The organism is Vibrio paracholerae (assembly GCF_037672085.1).
GTDB lineage: Bacteria > Pseudomonadota > Gammaproteobacteria > Enterobacterales > Vibrionaceae > Vibrio > Vibrio cholerae.
The window spans coordinates 358,174-381,974 of record NZ_JBBHLM010000002.1 but is presented as its reverse complement, the minus strand read 5'-3'; the positions used below and the strand labels follow the sequence as shown (position 1 = coordinate 381,974).

The following is a 23,801-nucleotide window of genomic DNA, read 5'->3' as shown; positions in this document are numbered from 1 at the left end:
TCTTACTCCGAAATTGATTCAACAGTTAGACCACGTTTAGCAGCAACCATTTCTGGTGACTTAACGTCTACTAGCGCATCAATCGTTGCACGAACGATATTGATTGGGTTCGTTGAACCGTACGCTTTAGACAAAACGTTGTGTACACCAGCAACTTCAAGTACTGCACGCATCGCACCGCCGGCGATTACACCAGTACCTTCTGCAGCAGGCTGCATGTAAACTTTAGAGCCCGAATGGCGACCTTTCACTGGGTGGTGAAGAGTACCTTCGTTCAGCGCGATCGTAACCATGCTACGACGTGCTTTTTCCATTGCTTTTTGGATCGCAGCAGGTACTTCACGGGCTTTACCGTAACCGAAACCTACACGACCGTTACCGTCACCAACTACAGTCAGTGCAGTAAAGCTCATGATTCGACCACCTTTAACCGTTTTAGAAACACGGTTAACTGCGATTAATTTCTCTTGCAAATCATTCGCTTGAACTTGTTGTTCTTTAGCCATCTTCCAACCCTACCTTAGAATTTCAGACCAGCTTCGCGAGCAGAATCTGCTAGCGCTGCTACTCGACCGTGGTATTGGAAACCAGAACGATCAAACGCAACTACAGTTACGCCTTTTTCAAGTGCGCGCTCTGCAACAGCTTTACCCACTGCTTTCGCTGCATCGATGTTACCGGTGTATTTCACTTGCTCACGGATCGCTTTTTCTACAGTAGAAGCGGCGGCGATAACCTCAGAGCCATTAGCTGCAATCACTTGTGCGTACACGTGACGAGGAGTACGGTGTACTACTAGGCGAGTTGCACCCAGTTCTGCAATCTTACGTCGTGCACGTGTAGCACGACGGATGCGAGATGCTTTCTTATCCATAGTGTTACCTTACTTCTTCTTAGCTTCTTTACTACGCACATTTTCATCTGCGTAACGAATACCTTTGCCTTTGTAAGGCTCAGGCGCGCGGTAAGAACGAATGTCAGCCGCAACCTGACCAACAAGTTGTTTGTCACAACCAGTCAGTACGATTTCAGTTTGGCTTGGACATTCAGCTTTAATACCCTCTGGCAGTTCATGCTCAACAGGGTGAGAGAAACCCAGAGTCAAGCCTACAGCGTTGCCTTTCATAGCAGCACGGTAACCAACACCCTTCAGAACGAGTTTCTTAGTAAAGCCTTCAGTAACACCAACAACCATGTTCTTAACTAGAGCACGTGCAGTACCTGCTTGTGCCCATGCGTTGGCTACGCCTTCACGTGGACCAAAAGTCAGTTGGTTGTCTTCTTGTGCGATCACTACACCCTTGTGGAAAACGCGAGAAAGTTCGCCTTTAGCACCTTTGATAGTGATCTCTTGGCCGTTCAGTTTCACCTCTACGCCAGCTGGAATAGCGACAGGTGCTTTAGCAACACGAGACATGTTCTACTCCTTAATTATGCTACGTAGCAAATGATTTCACCGCCAAGACCTGCTTTACGAGCAGCGCGGTCTGACATCAGACCCTTGGAAGTGGAAACGACAGCAACGCCTAGACCACCCATTACAGATGGAAGCTCGTCTTTCTTCTTGTAAACACGAAGACCTGGACGAGAAACGCGTTTGATTTGCTCGATTACTGGTTTTGCTTGGAAATACTTAAGAGTGATTTCCAGCTCTGCTTTCACTTCGCCTTCAACAGCGAAATCAGCGATATAACCTTCTGCTTTCAGAAGTGCAGCAATTGCAACTTTCAGCTTTGAAGAAGGCATTTTTACAGCAACTTTGTTTGCTGCCTGACCGTTACGAATGCGGGTCAGCATATCCGAAATCGGATCTTGCATGCTCATAAACTTTACTCCAAATGATTAAGTGGCAATTACCAGCTAGCCTTACGAAGTCCTGGAATCTCGCCTTTCATGCAAGCTTCACGAACTTTAATACGGCTTAGACCGAACTTACGTAGGAAACCGTGTGGGCGACCAGTTTGGTTGCAACGGTTACGCTGACGAGAACGACTTGAATCACGTGGAAGAGATTGCAGTTTAAGAACCGCGTTCCAACGATCTTCTTCAGATGCGTTTACATCGCTGATGATAGCTTTCAGAGTTGCACGCTTTTCAGCGAACTGAGCTACCAGCTTCGCACGTTTTTCTTCACGTGCTTTCATTGATTGTTTAGCCATAACAGTAACCCTTCACCTTACTTACGGAATGGGAAGTTAAAGGCAGCCAGCAGAGCACGGCCTTCCTCATCGGTACCAGCGGTAGTCGTGATAGTGATATCAAGACCGCGTACACGATCGACTTTATCGTAGTCGATTTCCGGAAAGATGATTTGCTCGCGAACGCCCATGCTGTAGTTACCGCGACCGTCAAAAGACTTGCCGTTAACACCGCGGAAGTCACGTACACGTGGTAGAGCGATAGAAATCAAACGCTCTAAGAAATCCCACATGCGCTCGCCACGCAAGGTTACTTTACAACCAATTGGGTAGCCTTCACGAATTTTGAAACCAGCTACAGATTTGCGCGCTTTAGTGATCAGTGGCTTTTGGCCAGAGATGATCGCCATATCAGACGCTGCATTTTCAAGTAGTTTCTTATCGTTGATTGCTTCACCAACGCCCATATTGAGGGTGATTTTCTCAATTCTAGGGACTTGCATGACGCTTGTGTAACTGAACTGTTTGGTCAGCTCAGCGACTACAGACGACTTGTAGTAATCATGCAGTTTCGCCATAGTAGAACTCCAAATTACTTCTAATTAGTTAGAAACGATTTCGTTGTTAGATTTAAAGAAACGAACTTTCTTACCATCTTCGAAACGGAAACCGATGCGGTCTGCTTTACCAGTTGCTGCGTTGAAAATCGCAATGTTAGAAACGTCGATTGCTGCTTCTTGCTCAACGATGCCACCTTGGACACCCATTGCAGGAACAGGTTTCTGATGTTTCTTAACTAGATTGATACCTTCAACGATAACTTTACCAGTTGCCAGAACCTTAGTTACTTTACCTTTCTTGCCTTTGTCTTTCCCAGCAAGAACGATTACTTCGTCATTTTGACGGATTTTAGCTGCCATTGTTGCCGCTCCTTACAGAACTTCTGGAGCCAGTGATACAATCTTCATGAATTTCGCATTACGAAGTTCACGAGTCACTGGACCAAAGATACGTGTACCGATAGGTTGCTCACTGTTGTTGTTCAACAGAACGCAAGCATTACGGTCGAAGCGAATGACAGAACCGTCTGGACGACGTACGCCTTTACGGGTGCGAACTACCACCGCCTTTAACACATCACCTTTTTTCACTTTACCGCGAGGAATTGCTTCCTTAACAGTAACTTTGATGATGTCGCCAACGTGGGCGTAACGACGGTGAGAGCCACCCAGAACCTTAATACACATTACGCTGCGAGCGCCTGAGTTATCAGCTGCATCCAGCATAGTTTGCATTTGGATCATGTTAGTGCTCCGCTAAATATTAAAAAAACTAGACCCATCTCGGGTCGGGCTGCCTCTTTAAAGGGACGCGAATTGTACCACCCTTTTTTTTGATTGGGTAGTCAAAAAACAAACGGCTCCAAAAATAATTGGAGCCGCCTGAATTGCGAGAAAAAGTGGAGATTAGATCTTCGCTTTTTCTACAATTTTCACCAGAGTCCAAGACTTAGTCTTAGACAGTGGACGACATTCACGAATTTCAACAGTGTCGCCAATGCCACACTCGTTGTTTTCGTCATGTGCGTGTACTTTAGTCGTGCGCTTAACGAATTTACCGTAGATAGGGTGCTTCACCATGCGCTCGATAGCAACAACGATAGACTTGTCCATCTTGTCGCTAACAACACGACCTAGTTGAGTACGAATTTTGTCGCTCATTATGCGCCTGCCTTCTCAGTCAAAACAGTTTTCACACGTGCGATATCACGGCGTACAGCTTTCAGAGTATGAGTCTGCTGCAGTTGACCAGTTGCAGCTTGCATGCGCAAGTTGAACTGCTCTTTTAGCAAATTCAGTAGCTCAGAGTTCAGCTCTTCAACGCTTTTTTCGCGTAGATCTTGTGCTTTCATCACATCACCTGCTTAGTTACAAATGTAGTCTTGAATGGCAGTTTGCGAGCCGCTAGGCGGAACGCTTCACGTGCCAATTCTTCAGGTACACCATCAACTTCGTACATAACCTTACCAGGTTGGATTTGGGCTACCCAGTACTCAACGTTACCTTTACCCTTACCTTGACGAACTTCTAGTGGTTTTTCTGTGATTGGTTTGTCTGGGAACACACGGATCCAGATTTTACCTTGACGCTTAATGTGACGCGTCATAGCACGACGTGCTGCTTCGATTTGACGAGCAGTCAGACGACCACGGCCAACAGCTTTAAGACCAAAAGAGCCGAAGCTTACTTCAGTACCTTTCGCTAGACCACGGTTACGACCAGTCTGAACCTTACGGAACTTAGTACGTTTAGGTTGTAGCATCTGTCGACTCCTTACTTACGGCCTTTACGCTGCTTCTTCGGCTTGTCAGCCTTTGGCTCTGCAACTTCAGTTGCTGCTGGCATACCGCCTAGGATCTCACCTTTGAAGATCCAGACTTTAACGCCGATTACACCGTAAGTGGTGTGAGCCGAAGAAGTTGCGTAATCAATGTCAGCACGCAGAGTGTGTAGAGGCACACGGCCTTCACGGTACCACTCTGAACGAGCGATTTCAGCGCCGCCTAGACGACCGCTTACTTCCACTTTGATACCTTTAGCGCCTAGACGCATTGCGTTTTGTACTGCGCGCTTCATAGCACGACGGAACATTACACGACGCTCTAGTTGAGACGCGATGCTATCAGCCACAAGCTGACCATCCAGCTCAGGCTTACGTACTTCAGCGATGTTGATTTGCGCTGGTACGCCAGCAATTTTTGCTACTGCTGCACGCAGTTTTTCAACGTCTTCGCCTTTCTTACCGATAACAACACCTGGACGAGCAGTGTGAATAGTCACACGGATGCTCTTCGCAGGACGTTCGATAACGATGCGTGACAGAGACGCGTTTGCCAATTCCTTAGATAGGTATTGACGTACCTTGAAGTCGCCGTCTAGGTTGTCAGCGAAATCTTTGGTGTTAGCAAACCATGTAGCATTCCAAGGCTTAACGATGCCTAAACGAATACCATTTGGATGTACTTTCTGACCCATTGCTTACTCTCCTAGTCTCTTAGCGATCTGCGACAACCACAGTAATGTGGCTTGAACGCTTCAAGATACGATCCGCACGGCCTTTAGCACGAGGCATAATACGCTTCATGACTGGGCCCTCATCTACGAAGATTTTAGCGACACGTAGATCGTCGATATCCGCACCTTCGTTGTGCTCTGCGTTCGCGATTGCAGATTCCAGAACTTTCTTAACTAGCTCAGCCGCTTTTTTGTTGCTGAAAGTCAGAAGTTCTAGAGCTTGATCCACAGACTTGCCGCGGATTTGGTCTGCAACTAAGCGAGCTTTCTGAGGAGAAATACGAGCAAAGTTATGTTTAGCGATAGCTTCCATCATTTACCCCTTATTTCTTCTTAGCTTTCTTATCCGCAGCGTGACCGCGGTAAGTACGAGTAGGTGCAAATTCGCCCAGCTTGTGACCGATCATCTCGTCAGTTACGAAAACTGGAACGTGTTGACGACCATTATGGACAGCGATGGTCAAACCGATCATTGTTGGAATGATCATTGAACGACGGGACCAAGTCTTAATAGGCTTTTTGTCTCCGCTTTCCACCGCTTTCTCTACCTTCTTCAGCAAGTGTAGGTCAATAAATGGACCTTTCTTGAGAGAACGTGGCATGGCTTATCCTCTTAAATAGATTACTTATTACGACGACGTACGATGTACTTGTCAGTGCGTTTGTTACTACGTGTCTTGTAGCCTTTAGTTGGTACGCCCCAAGGAGATACAGGGTGACGACCACCAGAAGTACGACCTTCACCACCACCGTGTGGGTGGTCAACCGGGTTCATTACCACACCGCGAACGGTTGGACGAACACCGCGCCAGCGAGCTGCACCAGCTTTACCTAGTTCACGCAGCATATGCTCAGCATTGCCTACTTCACCGATAGTTGCACGGCCTTCAGACAACACTTTACGCATTTCGCCAGAACGTAGACGTAGAGTTACGTATGCACCATCACGAGCAACAAGTTGCGCGTAAGCACCAGCAGAACGAGCCAGCTGAGCGCCTTTTCCTGGAGTCAATTCAACGTTGTGGATTGTTGAACCAACTGGGATGTTGCGCATTGGCATTGCGTTACCCGCTTTGATCGGCGCATCTGGGCCAGATTGGATAACGTCACCCGCTTGCAGACCTTTCGGTGCAATGATGTAACGACGCTCACCGTCTGCGTACAGAACGAGAGCAATGTTTGCGCTACGGTTTGGATCGTATTCTAGACGCTCAACTTTCGCTGGGATACCGTCTTTAGTACGTTTGAAATCAACCAAACGATAGTGCTGCTTGTGACCACCACCGATGTGACGTACTGTGATACGACCGTTGTTGTTACGACCACCGTTCTTAGAGTTTTTCTCTAGAAGAGGTGCGTAAGGCTTACCTTTATGAAGGTCAGCGTTAACAACTTTAACAACGTGACGACGACCAGCCGAAGTCGGCTTACATTTAACAATAGCCATTTTTCAACTACTCCTGTTATTCCGCGCCGCCAACGAAGTCAAGATCTTGACCTTCATTCAAAGTCACGTACGCTTTTTTCACGTCTGAACGACGGCCTTGGCGTACACCTTGACGCTTGGTCTTACCCTTGATGATCAGGGTATTTACAGACTTAACTTCAACTTCAAATAGCTTTTCTACAGCTGCTTTGATCTCTTTCTTTGTTGCATCTTTTGCTACTTTGAAAACGATAGTGTTCGCTTTCTCAGCAGACATAGTTGCTTTTTCAGAGATGTGCGGAGCACGTAGAACTTTTAGTAGACGCTCTTCACGGATCATGCCAGCATCTCCTCAACTTGCTTAACTGCAGCAGCAGTCATTAGAACCTTGTCAAATGCGATGAGGCTTACTGGATCGATACCAGTTACGTCACGCACGTCAACTTTGTACAGGTTACGAGCAGCTAAGAACAGATTCTCGTCTACTTCGCCAGTAACGATGAGAACATCGTTCAGCTCAAGTTCTTTTAGCTTAGCTACCAGAGCTTTGGTCTTTGGAGCTTCAACTGAGAAGTTTTCAACAACGATTAGACGCTCTTGACGAACTAGCTCAGACAGAATGCTCTTCATAGCACCACGGTACATTTTTTTGTTTACTTTTTGGCTGTGATCTTGTGGTTTCGCAGCAAAAGTAACGCCACCTGTACGCCAGATTGGGCTACGGATTGTACCAGCACGTGCACGGCCAGTACCTTTTTGACGCCATGGCTTAGCGCCACCGCCAGAAACTTCTGAACGTGTCTTTTGAGCACGAGTACCTTGACGAGCACCTGCTGCATAAGCAACAACTACTTGGTGTACAAGAGCTTCGTTGAACTCACGTCCGAAAGTAGTTTCGGAAACAGTTAGTGCGTTAGCACCTTTAACCATCAATTCCATTACTTACTCCTAGACGTTACGCTTTAACAGCTGGTTTGACGATCACGTTAGCGCCAGTTGCGCCTGGGACTGCACCTTTAATCAGAAGCAGATTGCGCTCAGCGTCAACACGTACGATCTCTAGGTTTTGAGTCGTTACACGCTCAGCACCCATGTGACCTGCCATTTTCTTGCCTTTAAACACGCGGCCTGGGGTTTGACATTGGCCAATTGAACCAGGAGCGCGGTGAGACAATGAGTTACCGTGAGTCATATCTTGAGTGCGGAAGTTCCAGCGCTTAACAGCACCTTGGAAACCTTTACCTTTAGATGTACCAGTAACGTCTACTTTTTTTACTTCGTTGAACAGTTCAACAGTCAGTTCAGAACCTACTGCAAACTCTTCGCCGTTTTCTAAACGGAATTCCCAAAGACCGCGACCAGCTTCTACACCCGCTTTCGCAAAGTGACCAGCTTCTGGCTTAGTAACACGGTTAGCTTTCTTAGCACCAGCAGTGACTTGGATCGCAGCATAACCATCAGTCTCAAGCGTTTTCACTTGAGTAACACGGTTCGCTTCAACCTCAACAACTGTTACTGGGATAGAAACGCCTTCTTCAGTAAATACGCGGGTCATACCCACTTTACGTCCGACTAGACCAATCATTCTTCTAATCTCCCTTAACCTAGGCTGATTTGAACATCAACACCAGCAGCAAGATCAAGACGCATCAGAGCATCTACAGTCTTGTCAGTTGGTTCTACGATGTCGATCAGACGCTTGTGAGTACGGATTTCGTACTGGTCACGTGCATCTTTGTTTACGTGTGGAGAGATCAGAACAGTGAAACGCTCTTTACGAGTAGGCAGTGGGATTGGACCACGAACCTGTGCGCCGGTACGCTTAGCTGTTTCTACGATTTCCGCAGTAGAAGCATCGATCAGTTTGTAATCGAAAGCTTTTAGGCGGATACGGATACGTTGGTTCTGCATGAGACAGAGCTCCAATTCTAATAAAATTACACAAACAATATCGCCACTCAAACTCGTCAGGACGAGAGAATGCCGATTGATTTATGTGAAACCGTAGTGCCACAATTGGGCACATTGTCAGCTAATGTGAATAACTTGATTTATAAGCTAGTCGTATTAACTGCGAACATAAGCTGAGTATACATTACCTTGCTTATCAATAATGATAAGCTCGCTCCTCACTGCTCATTGGTTCACAACTGGCTAAACCAGTGCCGAGCATTATACCGATCACAGTTTCAGTTGCAAGGTATGTTTGAAAAATAAACGAAATTAAATCGGCTCAATGCTATCGGCAAGGTGGCTAGCGGGCATAGCATTTATTATCAAGAAAAACTGCTATCAAGAAAAAACGGGCACTGTTAGGTGCCCGTTCGATACTATGAGTTAATTGGACTTATTGATTCGCCATACGCTGACGTACTGCTTCAAATAGGCAAACCCCACAAGCTACAGACACGTTTAGACTTGATACGCTGCCTGCCATCGGGATCTTAATCAAATCATCACAGGTTTCACGCGTTAAGCGACGCATGCCATCACCTTCTGCGCCCATTACAATCGCCAGCGGCCCAGTCAGTTTGCTTTGGTAGATGTCGTGAGTCGCTTCGCCTGCTGTCCCTACAAACCAGACACCTTTTTCTTGCAGTGCGCGCATGGTACGCGCCAAGTTAGTAACGCGCACGAGTGGTACAGTTTCCGCCGCGCCACACGCAACTTTACTGACGGTCGCGGTCAGTGGTGCTGATTTGTCTTTAGGCACAATCACTGCCGCCACGCCTGCCGCATCAGCATTGCGCAGACAAGCCCCCAAGTTATGGGGATCCGTCACCCCATCCAGCACTAACAACAGGGGTTGTTCATGCTGAGCAAGGATATCGTCAAGGTCATTTTCATTGAGTTGACGAGCAGGTTTAACACGGGCAATCAATCCTTGATGGTTTGCGCCTTCCGCTTTGTCATCCAGCGCTTTGCGGCTCATCTCTTGAATTGAGACGCCCAAACGCATCAACTCGTTGAGCACAGGCAGCAGGCGATCATCCTGACGACCTTTAAGCACATACGCTTCAACAAAACGCGCAGGATCGCGTTGTAATACCGCGTTCACAGCGTGGATGCCATAAATCAATTCATTACTCATGTGTTACCTATTGGGTTTTATCTCGTGCTTTGCCGCTTTTCTTACGAGCTTGGTCTTTGCGTTTTTTCGGCGCTTTGGTCTTTTTCGGTTTGCTGCGGCCTTCACTGTCTGGACGGCGCGTCGCTTCTACCTGTGGTTTCACCTCTGATTTCGTTGGTGATTTGCCACGGGCACCTTTGGTGGCCGCTTCTTTTTTACCTTGCGCTTTAGCTCGGGCTTCATCGGCACGTTTCTTGGCCGTTTTACCTTGGCCGCGTAGCTTACGACTTGTTTCGACTAATTCAAAGTCAATTTGGCGATCATCCAGATTTACCGCCAACACTTTCACTTTCACCGCGTCGCCGAGACGGTAAATAGCGCCAAAGCTTTCCCCCACCAGACGCTGACCGATCGGATCGTAGTGGTAGTAGTCATTGGCCAGAGTCGAAATGTGCACCAAACCATCAATATGCAGTTCAGTCAAACGTACAAAAAAGCCGAAACTGGTGACATTAGCTACCACGCCTTCTAACTCTTCACCAACGTGATCTTGCATATACTCACATTTGAGCCAATCTGAGACTTCACGAGTGGCATCATCCGCTCGACGCTCGGTCATAGAACACTGTTGACCGTAGAAATCCATATCATCGAAGGAGTAATGATAACCGCCGGTTGGTGTCCAACGATCTTGGTTATGCCCTTCTTGCTTAGCAATCAAATATTTAATTGCGCGATGCAGCAGCAAATCCGGATAACGGCGGATTGGCGAAGTAAAGTGTGCATAGCGTTTCAATGCTAAGCCAAAGTGACCCGCGTTATCTGCGTTATACACGGCTTGCTTCATCGAACGCAGCAACATGGTCTGGATCAGCTCTTTGTCTGGGCGTTCACCAATTTGCTTCATTAAATTGGCGTAGTCGGTGGGTGATGGCTCAAGACCACCGGAGAGATCGAGCCCCAATTCACCGAGGAAATCACGGAAACCTGTTAGACGTTCTTCACCTGGTGGCTCATGGACACGGTACAACGCTGCTTCTTTGGCTTTTTCTACCAAAGAGGCAGAAGCAATGTTAGCGAGAATCATACACTCTTCAATCAGCTTATGTGCATCGTTACGAATGACAGGCTCAATACTTTCAATCTTGCGCTGGGCATTGAAGATAAATTTAGTTTCGACAGTTTCAAACTCAATTGCCCCACGTTCATCACGTGCACTTTTCAGCACTTGATACATTCGGTGCAACTCTTCTAGGTGAGGAACCACTTCTTTATAACGCTCGCGCAGCTCTTCATCCCCTTCGAGGATTTCGTGCACTTTGGTGTAAGTTAGGCGAGCGTGTGAGTTCATCACCGCTTCGTAATGCTTGTAGCCCGATAGCTTACCCGTTTCCGATACAGTCATTTCACACACCATACACAAGCGGTCTACTTGCGGGTTGAGTGAGCAGAGGCCATTCGATAGTACTTCAGGCAGCATTGGAACAACTTGCGATGGGAAATAGACCGAGTTACCGCGGTTGATCGCTTCTTTATCCAGCGCGGTATCGGGACGTACGTAATAGCTCACGTCGGCAATCGCGACCCATAAACGCCAGCCACCGCCTTTTTTCGCTTCACAATAGACAGCGTCATCGAAATCTCGAGCATCTTCGCCATCGATCGTGACTAATGGCAAAGCACGTAGATCGACACGACCTTGCTTGGCCTCTTCAGGCACTTCCTCAGTCAATCCTGCTACTTGCTGCTCAACTTCTGCGGGCCATTCATGGGGAATTTGGTGAGTACGAATCGCAATTTGCGTTTCCATACCCGGTGCCATGTTTTCACCCAACACTTCAACGACTTTACCCATCATGCCGCGGTTACGCGTGCCACGGTCGGTAATTTCAATCACGACCACGTTGCCCATGCGAGCGCCAGCACGGAGATCATTGGGGATCAGAATGTCATGATGAATGCGTGAGTCATCCGGCACCACATAAGAGTAACCGTATTCAAAGAAGAAACGTCCGACAATTTGGCCATTACGCTCTTCGAGAATGCGTACTAAGCGCCCTTCTTTGCGGCCGCGTTTATCGGTACCGCTCGGCTGCACTAAGACAAAATCACCATGGATCAGCGTACGCATCTGGTGATGGGGCAATAAAATATCGCCTTCTTTGTTTAAGCTCCCTTCTGGACGCACCCAACCGTGGCCGTCTTTGTGGCCAATCACATAGCCTTTGACCATTTCCAGTTTTTCTGGCAAGGCATAGCATTGACGGCGCGTGAACACCAGTTGGCCATCTCGTTCCATTGCCCGCAGGCGACGACGCAACCCTTCATATTGCTCTTCGCCTTCTAGTTTGAGGGCTTCGAACAGATCGTTGCGATTCATGGGAACATTGGCTTGGGTTAAAAATTCGAGAATGTACTCACGACTCGGAATTGGATTGTCATAATTGTCGGCTTCGCGATCAGCGAAAGGATCAAGATGTGTGGTATCAGACATAGGCAGACCTGCTTATCTAGGAAGGTGTTAGTTATATCCTACTGCTTTGTCACTACGAACAACTAATGACAACGCACAGAACTCTTTCATCATTCTAGGTAATGTGACACAGGTCAACTTTTAAGTTATTATTTGCAGCAATTTTGCTGTCCAACCAATCCCATTTGCTACGGGGATTCCACATGTTATTGATGATAAAAAAGAATATAGAGTGGCTTTTTAGTCACTTTATTTTGAATGCTGTTTTATTGGCTGTATTGGGCCTCCCCTATTTGCAATGGATGGAGGTTCGCAGCGGTAATGGGATAGCGTATGCTTATCTTTCGGCCACCCAGTTTGGCTGGTTTGGGTTATTTGCCTTTGCCATCACGCTGGTTTCACTCGCTCTGCTTTGGCTCCCGAGTCGCCTACTGCACGGTGTTGTGTTTGTAGCCTCTTGGGCCGTGAGCATTTTGTTGATGGTCGATATTGAAGTGTATCAACAGTACCGATTCCATCTTAGTGGCTTTGTGTGGGATTTGCTGTTGCATGGTGGACAGCAAGTGATCAACGTGTCGTGGTATACCCTTGCGATGGCAGGCTTTATTGTCTTCGTGGTCGGCTTTGCCCAATGGCTTATCATGAAACTGGCGCAACGCATTCAACATTCACGTGGAGTTCGCTGGGTATCGGCGGTTTGGTTACTTTCATTGCTGAGTAGCCAGTTTATCCACGCTTGGAAAGATGCCACTTATGACAGTGAGATCCCAAGCTACAGCTATCACTGGCCGCTCTATTATCCGTTGACCGCAAAGCGCTTTTTCGACCAGCTCGGTGTTGTTGATGCGCAATCCGCCCGCAGTCAGCAGGTGGATTTTCATGCACCAACCAGCAGCACTCTCAACTATCCGCTGCGACCTCTGCACATTGAACCGCCTGCAGAGCGCCCAAACATTTTATTGATTGGGATTGATGCTTGGCGCTTTGATGATGCCAATCGTGATGTTACGCCCAACATTGCTCACTTTGGTCAACAAGCCACGCGCTTTACTCATCACTTAAGTGGTGGAAATTCAACCCAAGCTGGCTTATTCAGTCTCTTTTACGGCTTGCCCGCGACCTACTGGGAGGAGTTTCAAACTAGCCAAACTCGCCCACTGCTGATGCAAACTCTCGCGGATTTGAACTATCAGTTTGCTATTTACGGCTCGGCACCACTGAATAGCCCGCCCTTTGACCGAACGATATTCAGCAAAATTGCCCAGCTACGTACAGTCACGCCCGGAGAAAACTCACCACAGCGTGATGAACGTATTACTGAGGATTTTTTGCACTTTTTAGAGCAACGGGATCGTAGCAAGCCCTACTTCGGTTTTCTGTTTTACGATTCAGCGCATGCGGCTGATTTCCCAACCTCGATGACACCGCCTTTCACCCCTTATTGGGAGCGAGTCGATCACATCAAACTCAACAACGATTTTGATCCCGAGCCGTACCATAACCGCTATCGCAATGCCCTCTATTACGCTGATAGTTTGATTGGCAAAGTTCTTGAGCAGTTGCAAGCCCGCGATGAGCTGCGCAATACCATAGTGATCATCACATCTGATCATGGTGAAGAGTTTAATGACAATCGACAAAATTATTGGGGGCATGGCAGTAACTACAGCATGGCGCAGATCCATGTGCCGCTTTACATCTACATTCCTGACAAAGAAGGAAGCGTATTAACGCACAAAACCACCCACCTCGATATTGCGCCTATGTTGATGCAAGAAGTGTTAGGGGTACAAAATCCACTCAATGAATTTGCGCTAGGCTACCCGCTTTGGCAAGAGAGCCCACAACGGGAATGGACGATTATCGGTAGTTACTTTAACTATGCGTTAGTGAGTGATAAAGAGATGTTGGTGAGCTACCCCACTGGGCGAGTCGAGACTCTCAATTCAGAGCTTGCCCCAGAGAAAGAGCGTCAAATTTCGACTCAGCAGATCATGCAAGCGCTTGAAGAGATGCGGCAATTCTTGCGCTAAAGGGAACCGTCCGTTCTGGTAAAGCAACTTTACCAGAACGTTTCTCGGCGTTTGGCTCGCGCGATGATATTTTCCGGCATCCGACGCTCTAAACCTTGACGCAGCAGAGCGATACGGTTGTGAGTACGCTGATCGGCGGTGACCGAGTTATATAGCCAGCGGTACGCATCTTCATAATCGAGCGGACTGCCGTGATCACGCAGTAACAGTTCAGCGAGCTGAATACGCGCATTAAGATTGCCCATTGCCGCCGCTTCACGCAGATAGGGGATCGCGCGTTCTTTATCTTGTTGAACTAGGGTGCCGCGTGAGTAGTAGCGCCCAAGCTGCTCCAGAGCAGCAGGCAAACCTTGATGCGCCGCATTCTCCATATAGTAGAGACCCAGCTCAACATCCTGATCCACACACACGCCCCAAGCCAGCATATCGCCATACAGAAACTCATAAGAGGGCAGACTGATACGTGTCGCACGTGCGACAATATCTTCCACGATCTGGCAATTATCCCCTTTTACGCGCTCAAGATGCTTATTTTCTTCAATCAGTTTGATTAGCTCAGCTTCCGAATAGATAGGCACTGGCTCTCCTAAATCCGCTGCATAAGCAGGATTGTAAGAGGAGTGCCATGCAAGCAATAAGGAAGCGGCTACCGTTCGTAGCTTCATACCCGCACTCTTATAAACACCGGCAGTCACCACGCGCCGCATTGCACGTTGACCCGGATTGCTTTCTATATCGGCATTGAATGCAATCGCTTTAGCCCCGTTTACCGTTTTGCGGCAACTTTTTGCCACAAGCGCACAAAATACCACCAACAGTATGGCAAAAAAAAGCCGACTCGGTGAGTCGGCTTACTGTTTTTTATCTCAAGATCACGCGCTGAATGGGTGAACTTTGATGATGGTTTCGTTGCGGTCTGGGCCAGTAGAAATGATGTCTACCGGAACGCCAGTCAGCTCTTCGATACGCTTGATGTAATCCAGCGCTGTCTGTGGCAGTTCAGCCAAAGTTTTTGCACCGAAAGTCGTTTCAGACCAACCAGGCATAGTTTCGAAAATTGGCGTCACGTTTTCAAATGCGTCAGCGGCCATAGGTGAAACTTCAGCAATAGAACCGTCAGGCATTTGGTAACCCGTACAGATCTTGATCTCTTTCAGACCATCTAGAACGTCCAGTTTGGTCAGGCAGAAGCCGGTGACTGAGTTGATTTGGATCGCGCGGCGCATTGCCACTGCATCAAACCAACCACAACGACGCTTACGACCTGTGGTTGCACCAAACTCATGGCCTTTAGTGCCTAAGTGATCGCCCACTTCGTCAAACAGTTCAGTTGGGAACGGACCAGCACCAACACGAGTGCAGTACGCTTTCGCGATACCAAGGATGTAACCTAGGTGACGAGGACCAAAACCAGAGCCCGCAGCAACACCACCAGCAGTGGTGTTTGAAGACGTTACATATGGATAAGTACCGTGGTCGATATCCAGTAGTGTACCTTGCGCGCCTTCGAACATGATTTTGTCGCCACGCTTACGCGCTGCATCCAGTTCGTTGGTTACGTCGATAACCATAGAAGTCAGCAGTTCTGCATAACCCTTCGCCTGCTCCAGTACCGCTTCGTAGCTTACTGGTTCTACTTTGTAGAAGTGCTCAAGTTGGAAGTTATGGAATGCCATCACTTCTTGCAGTTTCTCAGCAAAAGAGGCCATATCGAACAGGTCGCCAACACGCAGACCACGACGAGCTACTTTATCTTCGTACGCAGGACCAATACCACGACCAGTAGTACCGATTGCTTTCTTGCCACGAGCGGCTTCGCGCGCTTGGTCAAGAGCAACGTGGTATGGCAGGATCAGAGGACAAGCTTCAGAAATGAAAAGACGCTCGCGAACAGGAACACCACGCTCTTCGAGACCAGACATTTCTTTGATCAATGCTTCTGGTGAAAGTACTACACCGTTACCGATGATGCATTTCACGTTATTGCGAAGAATACCGGATGGAATTAAGTGGAGAACGGTTTTTTGACCGTCGATTACTAGTGTGTGACCTGCGTTGTGTCCGCCTTGGTAGCGAACCACGTATTTTGCATCTTCAGTTAAAAGGTCTACGATTTTACCTTTACCTTCGTCACCCCATTGGGTGCCAAGAACGACAACGTTATTACCCATCTTTCCAAGTCTGATTGCTAGTTAAAAAAGGATTCTAGCACCGAATTTGAATCCTTGCAGTCATTTTTTAAGCATGAAAAATTCATATAAAACGGCTTTGAAAATCCATTCAGTTATTAAGAAAAGGTTATTCGTCAGCGTAAATTTTCACACTGAATTGACCATGGCGATCAATCCCCGCGCGATACATGCCAGAACTGTTCATGGCAAAGTGAAGATCGCCCTGCGCATCAATCGCAATTAATCCCCCTTCACCACCTACGCTTTTCAGTTCACCTTGCACCACGGTTTCACAGGCGGTATGGACATCTTCTTTGAGATAACGCATGCGTGCCGCAATATCGCCTGCAACCGCATAACGGATGAAGTACTCGCCCATTCCGGTGCATGAAATGGCGACATTGCCATTTTCAGCCAGCGTTCCAGCACCGATGATTGGCGAGTCGCCCACGCGACCAAAACGCTTATTGGTGATCCCACCCGTACTGGTCGCCGCCGCCAAATTGCCCTGTTGATCCAACGCCACCGCGCCTACCGTGCCAAATTTCTTATCATCGGGATATTCACTTGGCGGCTCTTGTTCAGCAGACTCGGATTGATAGGAAGCTTCTGAAAGTGCAAAGCGATCTTGCTGCTTCATGTTTTGCAGCTGTTCATAACGGCGCTCAGTGAAAAAATAGTCTTGCTCGGTATAAACATGCCCTTGCAGGAAAGCAAATTGCTCCGCCCCATCACCAATCAAAAACACATGATCACTATGACGCAGCACATCGCGCGCGAGTTGAATTGGGTTGCGAACATGACGCACACCAGCAATCGCGCCAGCCTCTCGGGCTGCGCCATGCATCACCGAGGCATCCATCTCCACCATTTCATTGTGCGTCAGTACTGAGCCTTTGCCGGCATTAAACAGTGGCGAGTCTTCCAATACTGTCACCGCTGCCACCACCGCATCTAAGGCATCGGCACCTTCTACCAGTAATTGATGTCCCGCTCGCACGGCTTGCTCTAAAGTCGCGAAGATGTCCCTGCGCAATGCATCACTCATCTGCTCACGCAAAATCGTGCCTGCACCGCCATGGATGGCAATCGCAAAAGGCTGTGTCATGACTTGTGTTCTCCAATAGGGTTAACCGTTTTATTTCGGCGTTTAGAATGGGCGTATAGTGCCAAAGTTCGCAATAAAAAAGCGCCAACCGGATCGCGGTTAGCGCTTTCGAATCTGTCGTACTACGAAAATAACGTACTACTCAACGAGATGGGCTCACTATTAGTGAGAACCACAACCGCCGCCGCCACAGCAGCCGCCTTCTTTCTTACCGTGACCATGGTGATCATGACCATGGCCTTCGCCACCGCAGCAACCGCCTTCATGATCATGGTCGTGATCGTGGTCATGACCACAGCCACCCGCTTGATGGATATGACCGTGAGCAATCTCATCTTCCGTCGCTGCGCGCACAGCAACCACTTCTACGGTGAAAGTCAGTGATTGACCAGCCAGCATATGGTTACCATCCACTACCACTTCATCACCATCCACTTCTGTGATTTCAACTGGGATAGGGCCTTGGTCAGTATCGGCTAGGAAACGCATACCGACTTCAAGCTCATCCACTCCTTGGAACACGTCTGCAGGAACACGCTGTACCAGATCTTCGTTGTGTTCGCCGTATGCATCTTCTGGTGCGATAGTAACAGTGAATTTATCACCAGCCACTTTGCCTTCCAATTCACGCTCAAGGCCTGTAATCAGGTTATTGTGACCGTGCAGGTAATCCAGCGGCGCATCAACAGTAGACTGGTCCACTACCACGCCATCTTCGATAGTCAATTGGTAAGCAAGACTTGCTACCGTGTTTTTTTCAATTTTCATAACTGCTCCAGGGAGGTTGTCTCTCGACTGCCAAATGCAGGCCAAGAGAAGAATAGTGTCGATATTATGAAGATCACACGCAGAAACTCAATTACTCAGGCTTAAAAATCCCGATCATCTGCTCATTCGCATGCTGACTCTGCTCGACGGATTTGGGTTTACGCTGTTCATGGAACCCACATTCGACGCACTCTACCAGCTCAATGCTGTTCTCGACCCACCATTGCAACGTATCGGCGGTCTGGCACTGTGGGCAATTTGCGCCAGCGATAAAACGTTTTTTCTGTTTCACGAGATCCTATCACTCCTAGTCTCTACTACCATGTCAACCCGTCTTACAACTGATATACGATGCTCTGCGTTATAACCAAACCACTTGGCGTTGCAGGTAGCAATAAAATGCTTACGACAAAGCATACCAGATTCCACATTATGGTGTTTCTAAACAGTCAATACATCAGCTGTTTTCAATGATGCACATAGAAAAACCAGCGATTCCGATGTGCATTAATATACTCATAAACTAATGTAAAACCGGATCAACCAGTCGATTATCGCAACTTCTATACCCAAACAACTTGGAGTTGCAGGTAGGCGGCAAGTGAGTGAGTCCCCATGAGCATAGATAGACTATGTGATTGGGGTGAACGAACGTAGCCAACACCGCTGCAGCTTCAAGTAGGAAGGGGATAGGCTAGGTATAATGATCGACATTTATCCTTATTCCACCTACTATTCCGAGCGAAAATTCAACGGGCGATAAACGATTTTTTATGATTACCTTTTCTGAGATTCAGCTACTGCGTGGCGGCAAACCACTCCTTGAGCAAGCTTCAGCCACCATTCATCCCGGCGATAAAGTCGGCTTAGTGGGCAAAAATGGCTGCGGCAAATCCACTCTCTTTGCACTGCTGAAAGATGAACTCACCATTGATGCGGGCTCCTTCAGTAAACCAGCGCACTGGGAGCTGGCTTGGGTTGCGCAAGAAACCCCAGCGCTGGATCGCACAGCATTGGAATACGTCATCGATGGCGATCGCGAATACCGCGAACTTGAGCGCCAATTGATGGACGCAGAAGCGGCCGACAACGGCACCAAAGTGGCCGATCTGCATGGCAAGATCGAGATGGTCGGAGGTTACAGCATTCGCGCTCGCGCCTCAGAACTGCTTGATGGCTTAGGCTTTACCCAAGAGCAGATGAGCTGGAACCTGACCCAATTTTCTGGTGGCTGGCGGATGCGTTTAAACCTCGCGCAAGCGCTGATTTGCCGCTCAGATTTACTGCTGCTCGACGAACCGACCAACCACTTGGATTTGGATGCGGTGATGTGGCTGGAGCGTTGGCTGCAAAGCTACCCCGGCACGCTGCTCCTGATTTCCCATGACCGCGATTTCCTCGACCCGATCGTCAATCGCATTGTACATATTGAAAATCAGACGCTAAATGAATACACGGGGAACTACTCGTCGTTTGAAACTCAGCGCGCACAGAAAATGCTTCAGCAACAAGCCATCTATCAAAAGCAACAAAAGCAGATGGCGCACATGCAAAGCTATATTGATCGCTTCCGCTATAAAGCGTCGAAAGCTCGCCAAGCCCAAAGCCGGATTAAAGCGCTGGAGCGAATGGAAAAAGTGCTGCCCGCCCAGTTTGATAACCCATTCAGCTTTGAATTTCGTGAACCTGCCGCGCTGCCGAACCCGATACTAATGATGGATCAGGTCGCAGCGGGCTACGGCGATAACCTCATCCTCGAGAAGATCCGCCTCAATCTGGTGCCGGGCAGTCGCATCGGTCTGCTTGGTCGTAACGGCGCAGGTAAATCCACCTTGATCAAACTGCTCTCGGGTGAGCTCAAACCGCAATCAGGTGACTGCACTTACTCGCAAGGGGTGAAAATTGGTTACTTTGCGCAGCATCAGTTGGAAACACTGCATCCGGAAGAGACGCCACTGCAACACATGATGCAAATCGCGCCAGACAAAAATGAGCTAGAGCTACGTAACTACTTAGGCAGCTTTGGTTTCCATGGCGAGAAAGCACTCGAAAAAGTCGCCCCCTTCTCGGGTGGTGAAAAAGCCCGTTTAGTGCTGGCGTTGATTGTGTGGCAAAAGCCCAACTTACTGCTGCTTGACGAACCCACCAACCATTTGGATTTGGACATGCGTCAAGCACTAACCCTTGCGCTACAAAGCTATGAAGGCGCCATGGTCATTGTCAGCCATGATCGCTACTTGCTGCGTGCTACCACCGATGATCTCTATTTAGTGCATGATCACCAAGTCGGCCCGTTTGATGGTGACTTGAATGACTACTACAAATGGCTTACCGATCAGCAAAAAGCCGAGCGTAAAGAAACCCAACCGACCAATACTGCGAATAGCACGAACAGTGCCGCTGCGAAAAAAGAGCAAAAGCGCCGTGAAGCCGATTTTCGTAAGCTCACTGCGCCAATTCGCAAAAAGCTGACACAGTTAGAAGAGAAACTCGATAAGTTGAACCACGTTGTCAGTGAGATGGAGGCACAATTGTCGGACACCTCACTGTACGAAGCACAGAATAAAGCGACACTGACTGAGGTGTTGGCTAAACAAGCCGCCGCCAAATCCGAGCTTGAGCAAGTCGAGCTAGAATGGATGGCCGAGCAAGAAACCTTGGAAGAGATGGAACGGGAGTTCAACGGATAAATGAGTGATGAGCACGCCAAACCAAGATTAACACTGGAAAGACTCTGGCAATTCAGTTTGCAGTATTACAGTGTGCGCGAGGTAAAAGAGGCGTGCTTACGATTACAAAATAGCCATCACGGCAATGTCAATCTGCTGCTGTTACTCAAATGGCTAGATGAACAGCAGCTCACTTTTGCGGAAACTGACTGGCCGACGGTGCTGGAATGTTTGAGTCATTCGGAAACTCTGCTGCACGATTTTCGTGATTTGCGGCGACGCTTGAAAAGCCATTTGCCAGACACTCTCTATCGCGAAGCACTGCAGTTTGAGCTGCAATTAGAAAAGCAACAACAAGCAGATTTGGTGCATTGTATCAATCGAATGACACTTCATCCTGCGCAAGATCTATCGCTCACTCTGCAATACTGTAAAATGCTTGGCGCAGAATACTTAGCCGAGCTTTTTTCAGCTCCATACCGAGAATCCGATAATCCAACATCATGACCACGTTTATTGCTGCCAAGGGGCTGAAAAATCCCCACTTACAAACTCTGCTGCCTCGCTTGCTGCGTAAACAGCCGCTGTTTAGTGCCGAATGGCAAACGCTATTCACGCCCGATGGAGATTTTCTCGATCTGGCTTGGAGCGAAGATTGGCGCACACCAAACGCGCTGCGTAAGCCGCTGTTTGTGTTGTTCCATGGCTTAGAAGGCAGCTTCAAAAGCCCTTACGCGAACGGCTTGATGCACGCCTTTGCGCGGCAAGGCTGGCTCTCGGTAATGATGCATTTTCGCGGTTGCAGTGGTAAACCCAACCACTTAGCACGCGCTTACCACTCTGGCGAAACGGGCGATGCGCGTTTTGTGCTGGAGTATCTGCGTAAACAATTACCAGAGCGTCCGATCGTTGCCGTCGGTGTTTCACTCGGCGGTAACATGCTCGCCAACTATCTTGCGCAGTTTCGGGATGATCCTATCGTTACGGCCGCCACCTTGATTTCCGCGCCACTCGATTTAGCCGCCTGCTCACAACGTATCGAACAGGGCTTTTCCAAAGTGTATCGCGCCTATCTGCTCTCTTCATTGAAGAAAAATGCCATCGCGAAATACTCACTGCTGGAAAATGCTTTGCCACTGAGCCCTGAGCGGATCCGCTCTATCGCTAAACTCGCCGAGTTTGATGATGTGATCACCGCGCCGCTGCACGGTTTTCATGATGCTGCCGATTATTACCAGCAGTGCTCTGGGATTAAACAGCTGACTCAGATCCGCATCCCGACTCAGATCATCCACGCCAAAGACGATCCTTTTATGACCGAAGCGGTGATCCCCAATTTTCCGCTACCTGACAATATCCGCTATCGTCTCTTCGAGCATGGCGGCCATGTGGGTTTCCTGAGCGGTTCATGGCTTAAACCGTATTTTTGGTTAGAGCAAGCTCTACCCGACTATTACGCACCGCTGCGAGATGATTTTCTACTGCCCAGCTAATCCACGATTCCTTCTCCACAGATGAAAGCGACATTCAAACGACTGAGCGTGGCGGCAACTCGTCGTTTCTTTCAGTCATACAAAAGAACCGTCATAAAATAAAGAGGTATTTATGATCATTCCATGGCAAGAGATTGCACCAGACACACTCGACAATTTGATCCGTGAATTTGTGCTGCGTGAAGGCACCGACTATGGCGATATTGAAGTCTCGCTAGAGGAGAAAATTGCTCAGGTACGCACTCAATTACAATCTGGACAAGCTGTGATCGTCTATTCAGAATTGCATGAAACCGTGGATATTAAATGCCATCCGTTTTAGCCATGCCGTGACGACAGCATTTTCCGTGCTATAGTCATTTTTTGGAAGGTGTCTAAGTTAGCACCAAAATCAAGGACTTAAAGGACAAGGTTTGTCATGTCAGCCAAACATCCGATTATTGCAGTGACCGGTTCTTCCGGCGCTGGTACCACCACCACCTCAGAAGCGTTTCGCAAAATGTTCAATATGATGAACATCAAACCCGCTTGGATTGAAGGTGATAGTTTCCATCGTTTCACACGTCCCGAGATGGATGTCGAAATCCGCAAAGCACGTGAGCAAGGCCGCCATATCAGCTACTTTGGCCCACAAGCCAATGATTTTCCTGCGCTGGAAGAGTTTTTCCGTCAATACGGGAAAATGGGTACCGGCCAAGTACGCCGCTACTTGCACACCTTTGATGAAGCGGTGCCGTATAACCAGATGCCCGGTACGTTTACACCTTGGCAATCACTGCCTGAAAACTCCGATGTGCTGTTTTATGAAGGTTTACACGGTGGCGTAGTTGATGGCGATGTTAATGTCGCGCAACACGTCGATTTTTTGATTGGCATGGTGCCCATAGTTAATCTTGAGTGGATCCAAAAATACGTTCGCGATACGCGCGATCGCGGCCATTCACGTGAAGCGGTGATGGATTCGATTGTCCGCTCAATGGATGATTACCTTAAATTCATCACCCCACAGTTTTCGCGCACCCATATTAACTTTCAGCGCGTCCCGACTGTCGATACCTCGAATCCTCTTAATGCCAAAGGCATTCCAACTTTAGATGAAAGTTTTGTGGTGATCCGTTTTCGTGGCATCAAGAACGTCGATTTCCCGTACTTGCTGGCGATGATTGATGGCTCGTTTATGTCACGCCACAACACCATTGTCGTCCCCGGCGGTAAAATGAGTTTTGCGATGGATTTGATTGTGCGCCCGCTGCTGCAACAACTGATCGAAACGGGAAAAATTGGCTAGATCCGACCAGTGATGAATGCTTACTTTTCATACCGTGATCATGTGCACAGTTTTGCGTAGCAAATCGGACTACTGACACGATTAAAATCA

The 23,801-nt window shown here is 48.3% G+C and carries 32 protein-coding genes; 6 read left to right on the top strand and 26 right to left on the bottom strand.

Annotated features, from left to right (window positions below):
• Positions 1-2: 2 nt before the first annotated feature.
• From rpsE to rnr, 21 genes are all read right to left on the bottom strand, one after another.
• Complete coding sequence (gene rpsE / locus R4537_RS07095; RefSeq protein ID WP_001040927.1) at positions 3-506, bottom strand: 30S ribosomal protein S5; 504 nt, start codon at positions 504-506, stop codon at positions 3-5.
• 14 nt (positions 507-520) lie between these two features.
• Positions 521-874 carry a 50S ribosomal protein L18 gene (rplR, locus tag R4537_RS07090; RefSeq protein WP_000358092.1) on the bottom strand — a complete coding sequence of 118 codons (354 nt, stop codon included), beginning with the start codon at positions 872-874 and terminating at the stop codon, positions 521-523.
• Positions 875-883: 9 nt separating this feature from the next.
• Positions 884-1,417, bottom strand: coding sequence for a 50S ribosomal protein L6 (gene rplF / locus R4537_RS07085; RefSeq protein ID WP_000091926.1), 534 nt, complete (start codon positions 1,415-1,417; stop codon positions 884-886).
• Positions 1,418-1,431: 14 nt separating this feature from the next.
• Positions 1,432-1,824, bottom strand: coding sequence for a 30S ribosomal protein S8 (gene rpsH / locus R4537_RS07080; protein ID WP_000062614.1), 393 nt, complete (start codon positions 1,822-1,824; stop codon positions 1,432-1,434).
• A 29-nt stretch (positions 1,825-1,853) separates the two neighbouring features.
• On the bottom strand, positions 1,854-2,159 hold the full coding sequence (gene rpsN, locus R4537_RS07075) for a 30S ribosomal protein S14 (protein ID WP_001118926.1): 306 nt from the start codon (positions 2,157-2,159) through the stop codon (positions 1,854-1,856).
• A gap of 17 nt (positions 2,160-2,176) precedes the next feature.
• The gene (gene rplE / locus R4537_RS07070) at positions 2,177-2,716 is read right to left on the bottom strand and encodes a 50S ribosomal protein L5 (RefSeq protein WP_001096208.1); all 540 of its coding nucleotides are present in this window, start codon (positions 2,714-2,716) and stop codon (positions 2,177-2,179) included.
• A gap of 24 nt (positions 2,717-2,740) precedes the next feature.
• On the bottom strand, positions 2,741-3,058 hold the full coding sequence (gene rplX / locus R4537_RS07065) for a 50S ribosomal protein L24 (RefSeq protein WP_000729176.1): 318 nt from the start codon (positions 3,056-3,058) through the stop codon (positions 2,741-2,743).
• A gap of 12 nt (positions 3,059-3,070) precedes the next feature.
• On the bottom strand, positions 3,071-3,442 hold the full coding sequence (rplN, locus tag R4537_RS07060; RefSeq protein ID WP_000615540.1) for a 50S ribosomal protein L14: 372 nt from the start codon (positions 3,440-3,442) through the stop codon (positions 3,071-3,073).
• A 162-nt stretch (positions 3,443-3,604) separates the two neighbouring features.
• Positions 3,605-3,859 (bottom strand): 30S ribosomal protein S17, encoded by a 255-nt coding sequence (rpsQ, locus tag R4537_RS07055; RefSeq protein WP_001280802.1) that lies wholly within the window; start codon positions 3,857-3,859, stop codon positions 3,605-3,607.
• Positions 3,859-4,050 (bottom strand): 50S ribosomal protein L29, encoded by a 192-nt coding sequence (gene rpmC, locus R4537_RS07050; protein ID WP_000647192.1) that lies wholly within the window; start codon positions 4,048-4,050, stop codon positions 3,859-3,861. Before rpmC ends, rpsQ begins: the two co-directional genes overlap by 1 nt.
• Positions 4,050-4,460, bottom strand: coding sequence for a 50S ribosomal protein L16 (gene rplP, locus R4537_RS07045; protein ID WP_000941218.1), 411 nt, complete (start codon positions 4,458-4,460; stop codon positions 4,050-4,052). The genes rpmC and rplP overlap by 1 nt, the downstream gene beginning before the upstream one ends.
• 11 nt (positions 4,461-4,471) lie before the next feature.
• On the bottom strand, positions 4,472-5,173 hold the full coding sequence (rpsC, locus tag R4537_RS07040; RefSeq protein ID WP_000529942.1) for a 30S ribosomal protein S3: 702 nt from the start codon (positions 5,171-5,173) through the stop codon (positions 4,472-4,474).
• Between the two features lie 19 nt (positions 5,174-5,192).
• Complete coding sequence (gene rplV / locus R4537_RS07035; protein ID WP_000387269.1) at positions 5,193-5,525, bottom strand: 50S ribosomal protein L22; 333 nt, start codon at positions 5,523-5,525, stop codon at positions 5,193-5,195.
• Between the two features lie 10 nt (positions 5,526-5,535).
• Positions 5,536-5,814, bottom strand: a complete 279-nt coding sequence (rpsS, locus tag R4537_RS07030) for a 30S ribosomal protein S19 (protein ID WP_001138114.1) — start codon at positions 5,812-5,814, stop codon at positions 5,536-5,538.
• A 20-nt stretch (positions 5,815-5,834) separates the two neighbouring features.
• Positions 5,835-6,659, bottom strand: a complete 825-nt coding sequence (gene rplB, locus R4537_RS07025) for a 50S ribosomal protein L2 (protein WP_001018908.1) — start codon at positions 6,657-6,659, stop codon at positions 5,835-5,837.
• A gap of 16 nt (positions 6,660-6,675) precedes the next feature.
• Complete coding sequence (rplW, locus tag R4537_RS07020; RefSeq protein ID WP_000617541.1) at positions 6,676-6,978, bottom strand: 50S ribosomal protein L23; 303 nt, start codon at positions 6,976-6,978, stop codon at positions 6,676-6,678.
• Entirely contained in the window at positions 6,975-7,577 is a 603-nt protein-coding gene (gene rplD / locus R4537_RS07015) for a 50S ribosomal protein L4 (RefSeq protein WP_000422344.1), read from the bottom strand. Before rplD ends, rplW begins: the two co-directional genes overlap by 4 nt.
• Positions 7,578-7,593: 16 nt before the next feature.
• Positions 7,594-8,223 (bottom strand): 50S ribosomal protein L3, encoded by a 630-nt coding sequence (rplC, locus tag R4537_RS07010; RefSeq protein WP_000579842.1) that lies wholly within the window; start codon positions 8,221-8,223, stop codon positions 7,594-7,596.
• A gap of 14 nt (positions 8,224-8,237) precedes the next feature.
• Complete coding sequence (rpsJ, locus tag R4537_RS07005; RefSeq protein ID WP_001181007.1) at positions 8,238-8,549, bottom strand: 30S ribosomal protein S10; 312 nt, start codon at positions 8,547-8,549, stop codon at positions 8,238-8,240.
• A gap of 436 nt (positions 8,550-8,985) precedes the next feature.
• On the bottom strand, positions 8,986-9,729 hold the full coding sequence (gene rlmB / locus R4537_RS07000; protein WP_000064141.1) for a 23S rRNA (guanosine(2251)-2'-O)-methyltransferase RlmB: 744 nt from the start codon (positions 9,727-9,729) through the stop codon (positions 8,986-8,988).
• 7 nt (positions 9,730-9,736) lie between these two features.
• Positions 9,737-12,202: a ribonuclease R gene (gene rnr / locus R4537_RS06995; RefSeq protein WP_001285866.1), complete on the bottom strand. Its 2,466-nt coding sequence runs from the start codon at positions 12,200-12,202 to the stop codon at positions 9,737-9,739.
• 182 nt (positions 12,203-12,384) lie between these two features.
• Here rnr and R4537_RS06990 point away from each other — a divergent pair, with 182 nt between their 5' ends.
• Positions 12,385-14,214 carry a DUF3413 domain-containing protein gene (locus tag R4537_RS06990; RefSeq protein WP_071179280.1) on the top strand — a complete coding sequence of 610 codons (1,830 nt, stop codon included), beginning with the start codon at positions 12,385-12,387 and terminating at the stop codon, positions 14,212-14,214.
• A gap of 29 nt (positions 14,215-14,243) precedes the next feature.
• Here R4537_RS06990 and motX read toward each other — a convergent pair whose 3' ends face one another.
• The 5 genes from motX to R4537_RS06965 all read right to left on the bottom strand — a co-directional run bounded on the left by motX (position 14,244) and on the right by R4537_RS06965 (position 18,553).
• The gene (motX, locus tag R4537_RS06985; protein ID WP_071179357.1) at positions 14,244-14,879 is read right to left on the bottom strand and encodes a flagellar protein MotX; all 636 of its coding nucleotides are present in this window, start codon (positions 14,877-14,879) and stop codon (positions 14,244-14,246) included.
• A gap of 207 nt (positions 14,880-15,086) precedes the next feature.
• A complete protein-coding gene (locus R4537_RS06980) occupies positions 15,087-16,385 on the bottom strand; it encodes an adenylosuccinate synthase (RefSeq protein WP_000527934.1) in 1,299 nt (432 codons plus the stop codon).
• Between the two features lie 127 nt (positions 16,386-16,512).
• On the bottom strand, positions 16,513-17,493 hold the full coding sequence (locus R4537_RS06975; protein ID WP_071179281.1) for an isoaspartyl peptidase/L-asparaginase family protein: 981 nt from the start codon (positions 17,491-17,493) through the stop codon (positions 16,513-16,515).
• Positions 17,494-17,655: 162 nt separating this feature from the next.
• A complete protein-coding gene (gene slyD, locus R4537_RS06970; protein WP_000687664.1) occupies positions 17,656-18,261 on the bottom strand; it encodes a peptidylprolyl isomerase in 606 nt (201 codons plus the stop codon).
• 91 nt (positions 18,262-18,352) lie between these two features.
• Positions 18,353-18,553 (bottom strand): YheV family putative zinc ribbon protein, encoded by a 201-nt coding sequence (locus tag R4537_RS06965; RefSeq protein WP_000810610.1) that lies wholly within the window; start codon positions 18,551-18,553, stop codon positions 18,353-18,355.
• 481 nt (positions 18,554-19,034) lie between these two features.
• Between R4537_RS06965 and R4537_RS06960 the strand changes: the two genes are divergently transcribed.
• The 5 genes from R4537_RS06960 (at position 19,035) to R4537_RS06940 (ending at position 23,711) form a co-directional block, all read left to right on the top strand.
• Positions 19,035-20,951, top strand: a complete 1,917-nt coding sequence (locus tag R4537_RS06960; protein WP_071179282.1) for an ABC transporter ATP-binding protein — start codon at positions 19,035-19,037, stop codon at positions 20,949-20,951.
• A complete protein-coding gene (locus R4537_RS06955; protein WP_001278733.1) occupies positions 20,952-21,437 on the top strand; it encodes a TIGR02444 family protein in 486 nt (161 codons plus the stop codon). It abuts the gene before it with no gap.
• Positions 21,434-22,423, top strand: coding sequence for a hydrolase (locus R4537_RS06950; RefSeq protein ID WP_071179283.1), 990 nt, complete (start codon positions 21,434-21,436; stop codon positions 22,421-22,423). The genes R4537_RS06955 and R4537_RS06950 overlap by 4 nt, the downstream gene beginning before the upstream one ends.
• A gap of 112 nt (positions 22,424-22,535) precedes the next feature.
• Positions 22,536-22,745, top strand: a complete 210-nt coding sequence (locus R4537_RS06945) for a YheU family protein (RefSeq protein WP_000586561.1) — start codon at positions 22,536-22,538, stop codon at positions 22,743-22,745.
• A 96-nt stretch (positions 22,746-22,841) separates the two neighbouring features.
• On the top strand, positions 22,842-23,711 hold the full coding sequence (locus R4537_RS06940) for a phosphoribulokinase (RefSeq protein ID WP_001274666.1): 870 nt from the start codon (positions 22,842-22,844) through the stop codon (positions 23,709-23,711).
• Positions 23,712-23,801 lie beyond the last annotated feature (90 nt).

Coding starts and splice junctions, on each gene's coding strand:
- rpsE (WP_001040927.1), bottom strand. CDS start 506: ATGGCTAAAGAACAACAAGTTCAAGCGAATGATTTGCAAGAGAAATTA.
- rplR (WP_000358092.1), bottom strand. CDS start 874: ATGGATAAGAAAGCATCTCGCATCCGTCGTGCTACACGTGCACGACGT.
- rplF (WP_000091926.1), bottom strand. CDS start 1,417: ATGTCTCGTGTTGCTAAAGCACCTGTCGCTATTCCAGCTGGCGTAGAG.
- rpsH (WP_000062614.1), bottom strand. CDS start 1,824: ATGAGCATGCAAGATCCGATTTCGGATATGCTGACCCGCATTCGTAAC.
- rpsN (WP_001118926.1), bottom strand. CDS start 2,159: ATGGCTAAACAATCAATGAAAGCACGTGAAGAAAAACGTGCGAAGCTG.
- rplE (WP_001096208.1), bottom strand. CDS start 2,716: ATGGCGAAACTGCATGATTACTACAAGTCGTCTGTAGTCGCTGAGCTG.
- rplX (WP_000729176.1), bottom strand. CDS start 3,058: ATGGCAGCTAAAATCCGTCAAAATGACGAAGTAATCGTTCTTGCTGGG.
- rplN (WP_000615540.1), bottom strand. CDS start 3,442: ATGATCCAAATGCAAACTATGCTGGATGCAGCTGATAACTCAGGCGCT.
- rpsQ (WP_001280802.1), bottom strand. CDS start 3,859: ATGAGCGACAAAATTCGTACTCAACTAGGTCGTGTTGTTAGCGACAAG.
- rpmC (WP_000647192.1), bottom strand. CDS start 4,050: ATGAAAGCACAAGATCTACGCGAAAAAAGCGTTGAAGAGCTGAACTCT.
- rplP (WP_000941218.1), bottom strand. CDS start 4,460: ATGCTACAACCTAAACGTACTAAGTTCCGTAAGGTTCAGACTGGTCGT.
- rpsC (WP_000529942.1), bottom strand. CDS start 5,173: ATGGGTCAGAAAGTACATCCAAATGGTATTCGTTTAGGCATCGTTAAG.
- rplV (WP_000387269.1), bottom strand. CDS start 5,525: ATGGAAGCTATCGCTAAACATAACTTTGCTCGTATTTCTCCTCAGAAA.
- rpsS (WP_001138114.1), bottom strand. CDS start 5,814: ATGCCACGTTCTCTCAAGAAAGGTCCATTTATTGACCTACACTTGCTG.
- rplB (WP_001018908.1), bottom strand. CDS start 6,659: ATGGCTATTGTTAAATGTAAGCCGACTTCGGCTGGTCGTCGTCACGTT.
- rplW (WP_000617541.1), bottom strand. CDS start 6,978: ATGATCCGTGAAGAGCGTCTACTAAAAGTTCTACGTGCTCCGCACATC.
- rplD (WP_000422344.1), bottom strand. CDS start 7,577: ATGGAATTGATGGTTAAAGGTGCTAACGCACTAACTGTTTCCGAAACT.
- rplC (WP_000579842.1), bottom strand. CDS start 8,223: ATGATTGGTCTAGTCGGACGTAAAGTGGGTATGACCCGCGTATTTACT.
- rpsJ (WP_001181007.1), bottom strand. CDS start 8,549: ATGCAGAACCAACGTATCCGTATCCGCCTAAAAGCTTTCGATTACAAA.
- rlmB (WP_000064141.1), bottom strand. CDS start 9,729: ATGAGTAATGAATTGATTTATGGCATCCACGCTGTGAACGCGGTATTA.
- rnr (WP_001285866.1), bottom strand. CDS start 12,202: ATGTCTGATACCACACATCTTGATCCTTTCGCTGATCGCGAAGCCGAC.
- R4537_RS06990 (WP_071179280.1), top strand. CDS start 12,385: ATGTTATTGATGATAAAAAAGAATATAGAGTGGCTTTTTAGTCACTTT.
- motX (WP_071179357.1), bottom strand. CDS start 14,879: ATGAAGCTACGAACGGTAGCCGCTTCCTTATTGCTTGCATGGCACTCC.
- R4537_RS06980 (WP_000527934.1), bottom strand. CDS start 16,385: ATGGGTAATAACGTTGTCGTTCTTGGCACCCAATGGGGTGACGAAGGT.
- R4537_RS06975 (WP_071179281.1), bottom strand. CDS start 17,493: ATGACACAGCCTTTTGCGATTGCCATCCATGGCGGTGCAGGCACGATT.
- slyD (WP_000687664.1), bottom strand. CDS start 18,261: ATGAAAATTGAAAAAAACACGGTAGCAAGTCTTGCTTACCAATTGACT.
- R4537_RS06960 (WP_071179282.1), top strand. CDS start 19,035: ATGATTACCTTTTCTGAGATTCAGCTACTGCGTGGCGGCAAACCACTC.
- R4537_RS06955 (WP_001278733.1), top strand. CDS start 20,952: ATGAGTGATGAGCACGCCAAACCAAGATTAACACTGGAAAGACTCTGG.
- R4537_RS06950 (WP_071179283.1), top strand. CDS start 21,434: ATGACCACGTTTATTGCTGCCAAGGGGCTGAAAAATCCCCACTTACAA.
- R4537_RS06945 (WP_000586561.1), top strand. CDS start 22,536: ATGATCATTCCATGGCAAGAGATTGCACCAGACACACTCGACAATTTG.
- R4537_RS06940 (WP_001274666.1), top strand. CDS start 22,842: ATGTCAGCCAAACATCCGATTATTGCAGTGACCGGTTCTTCCGGCGCT.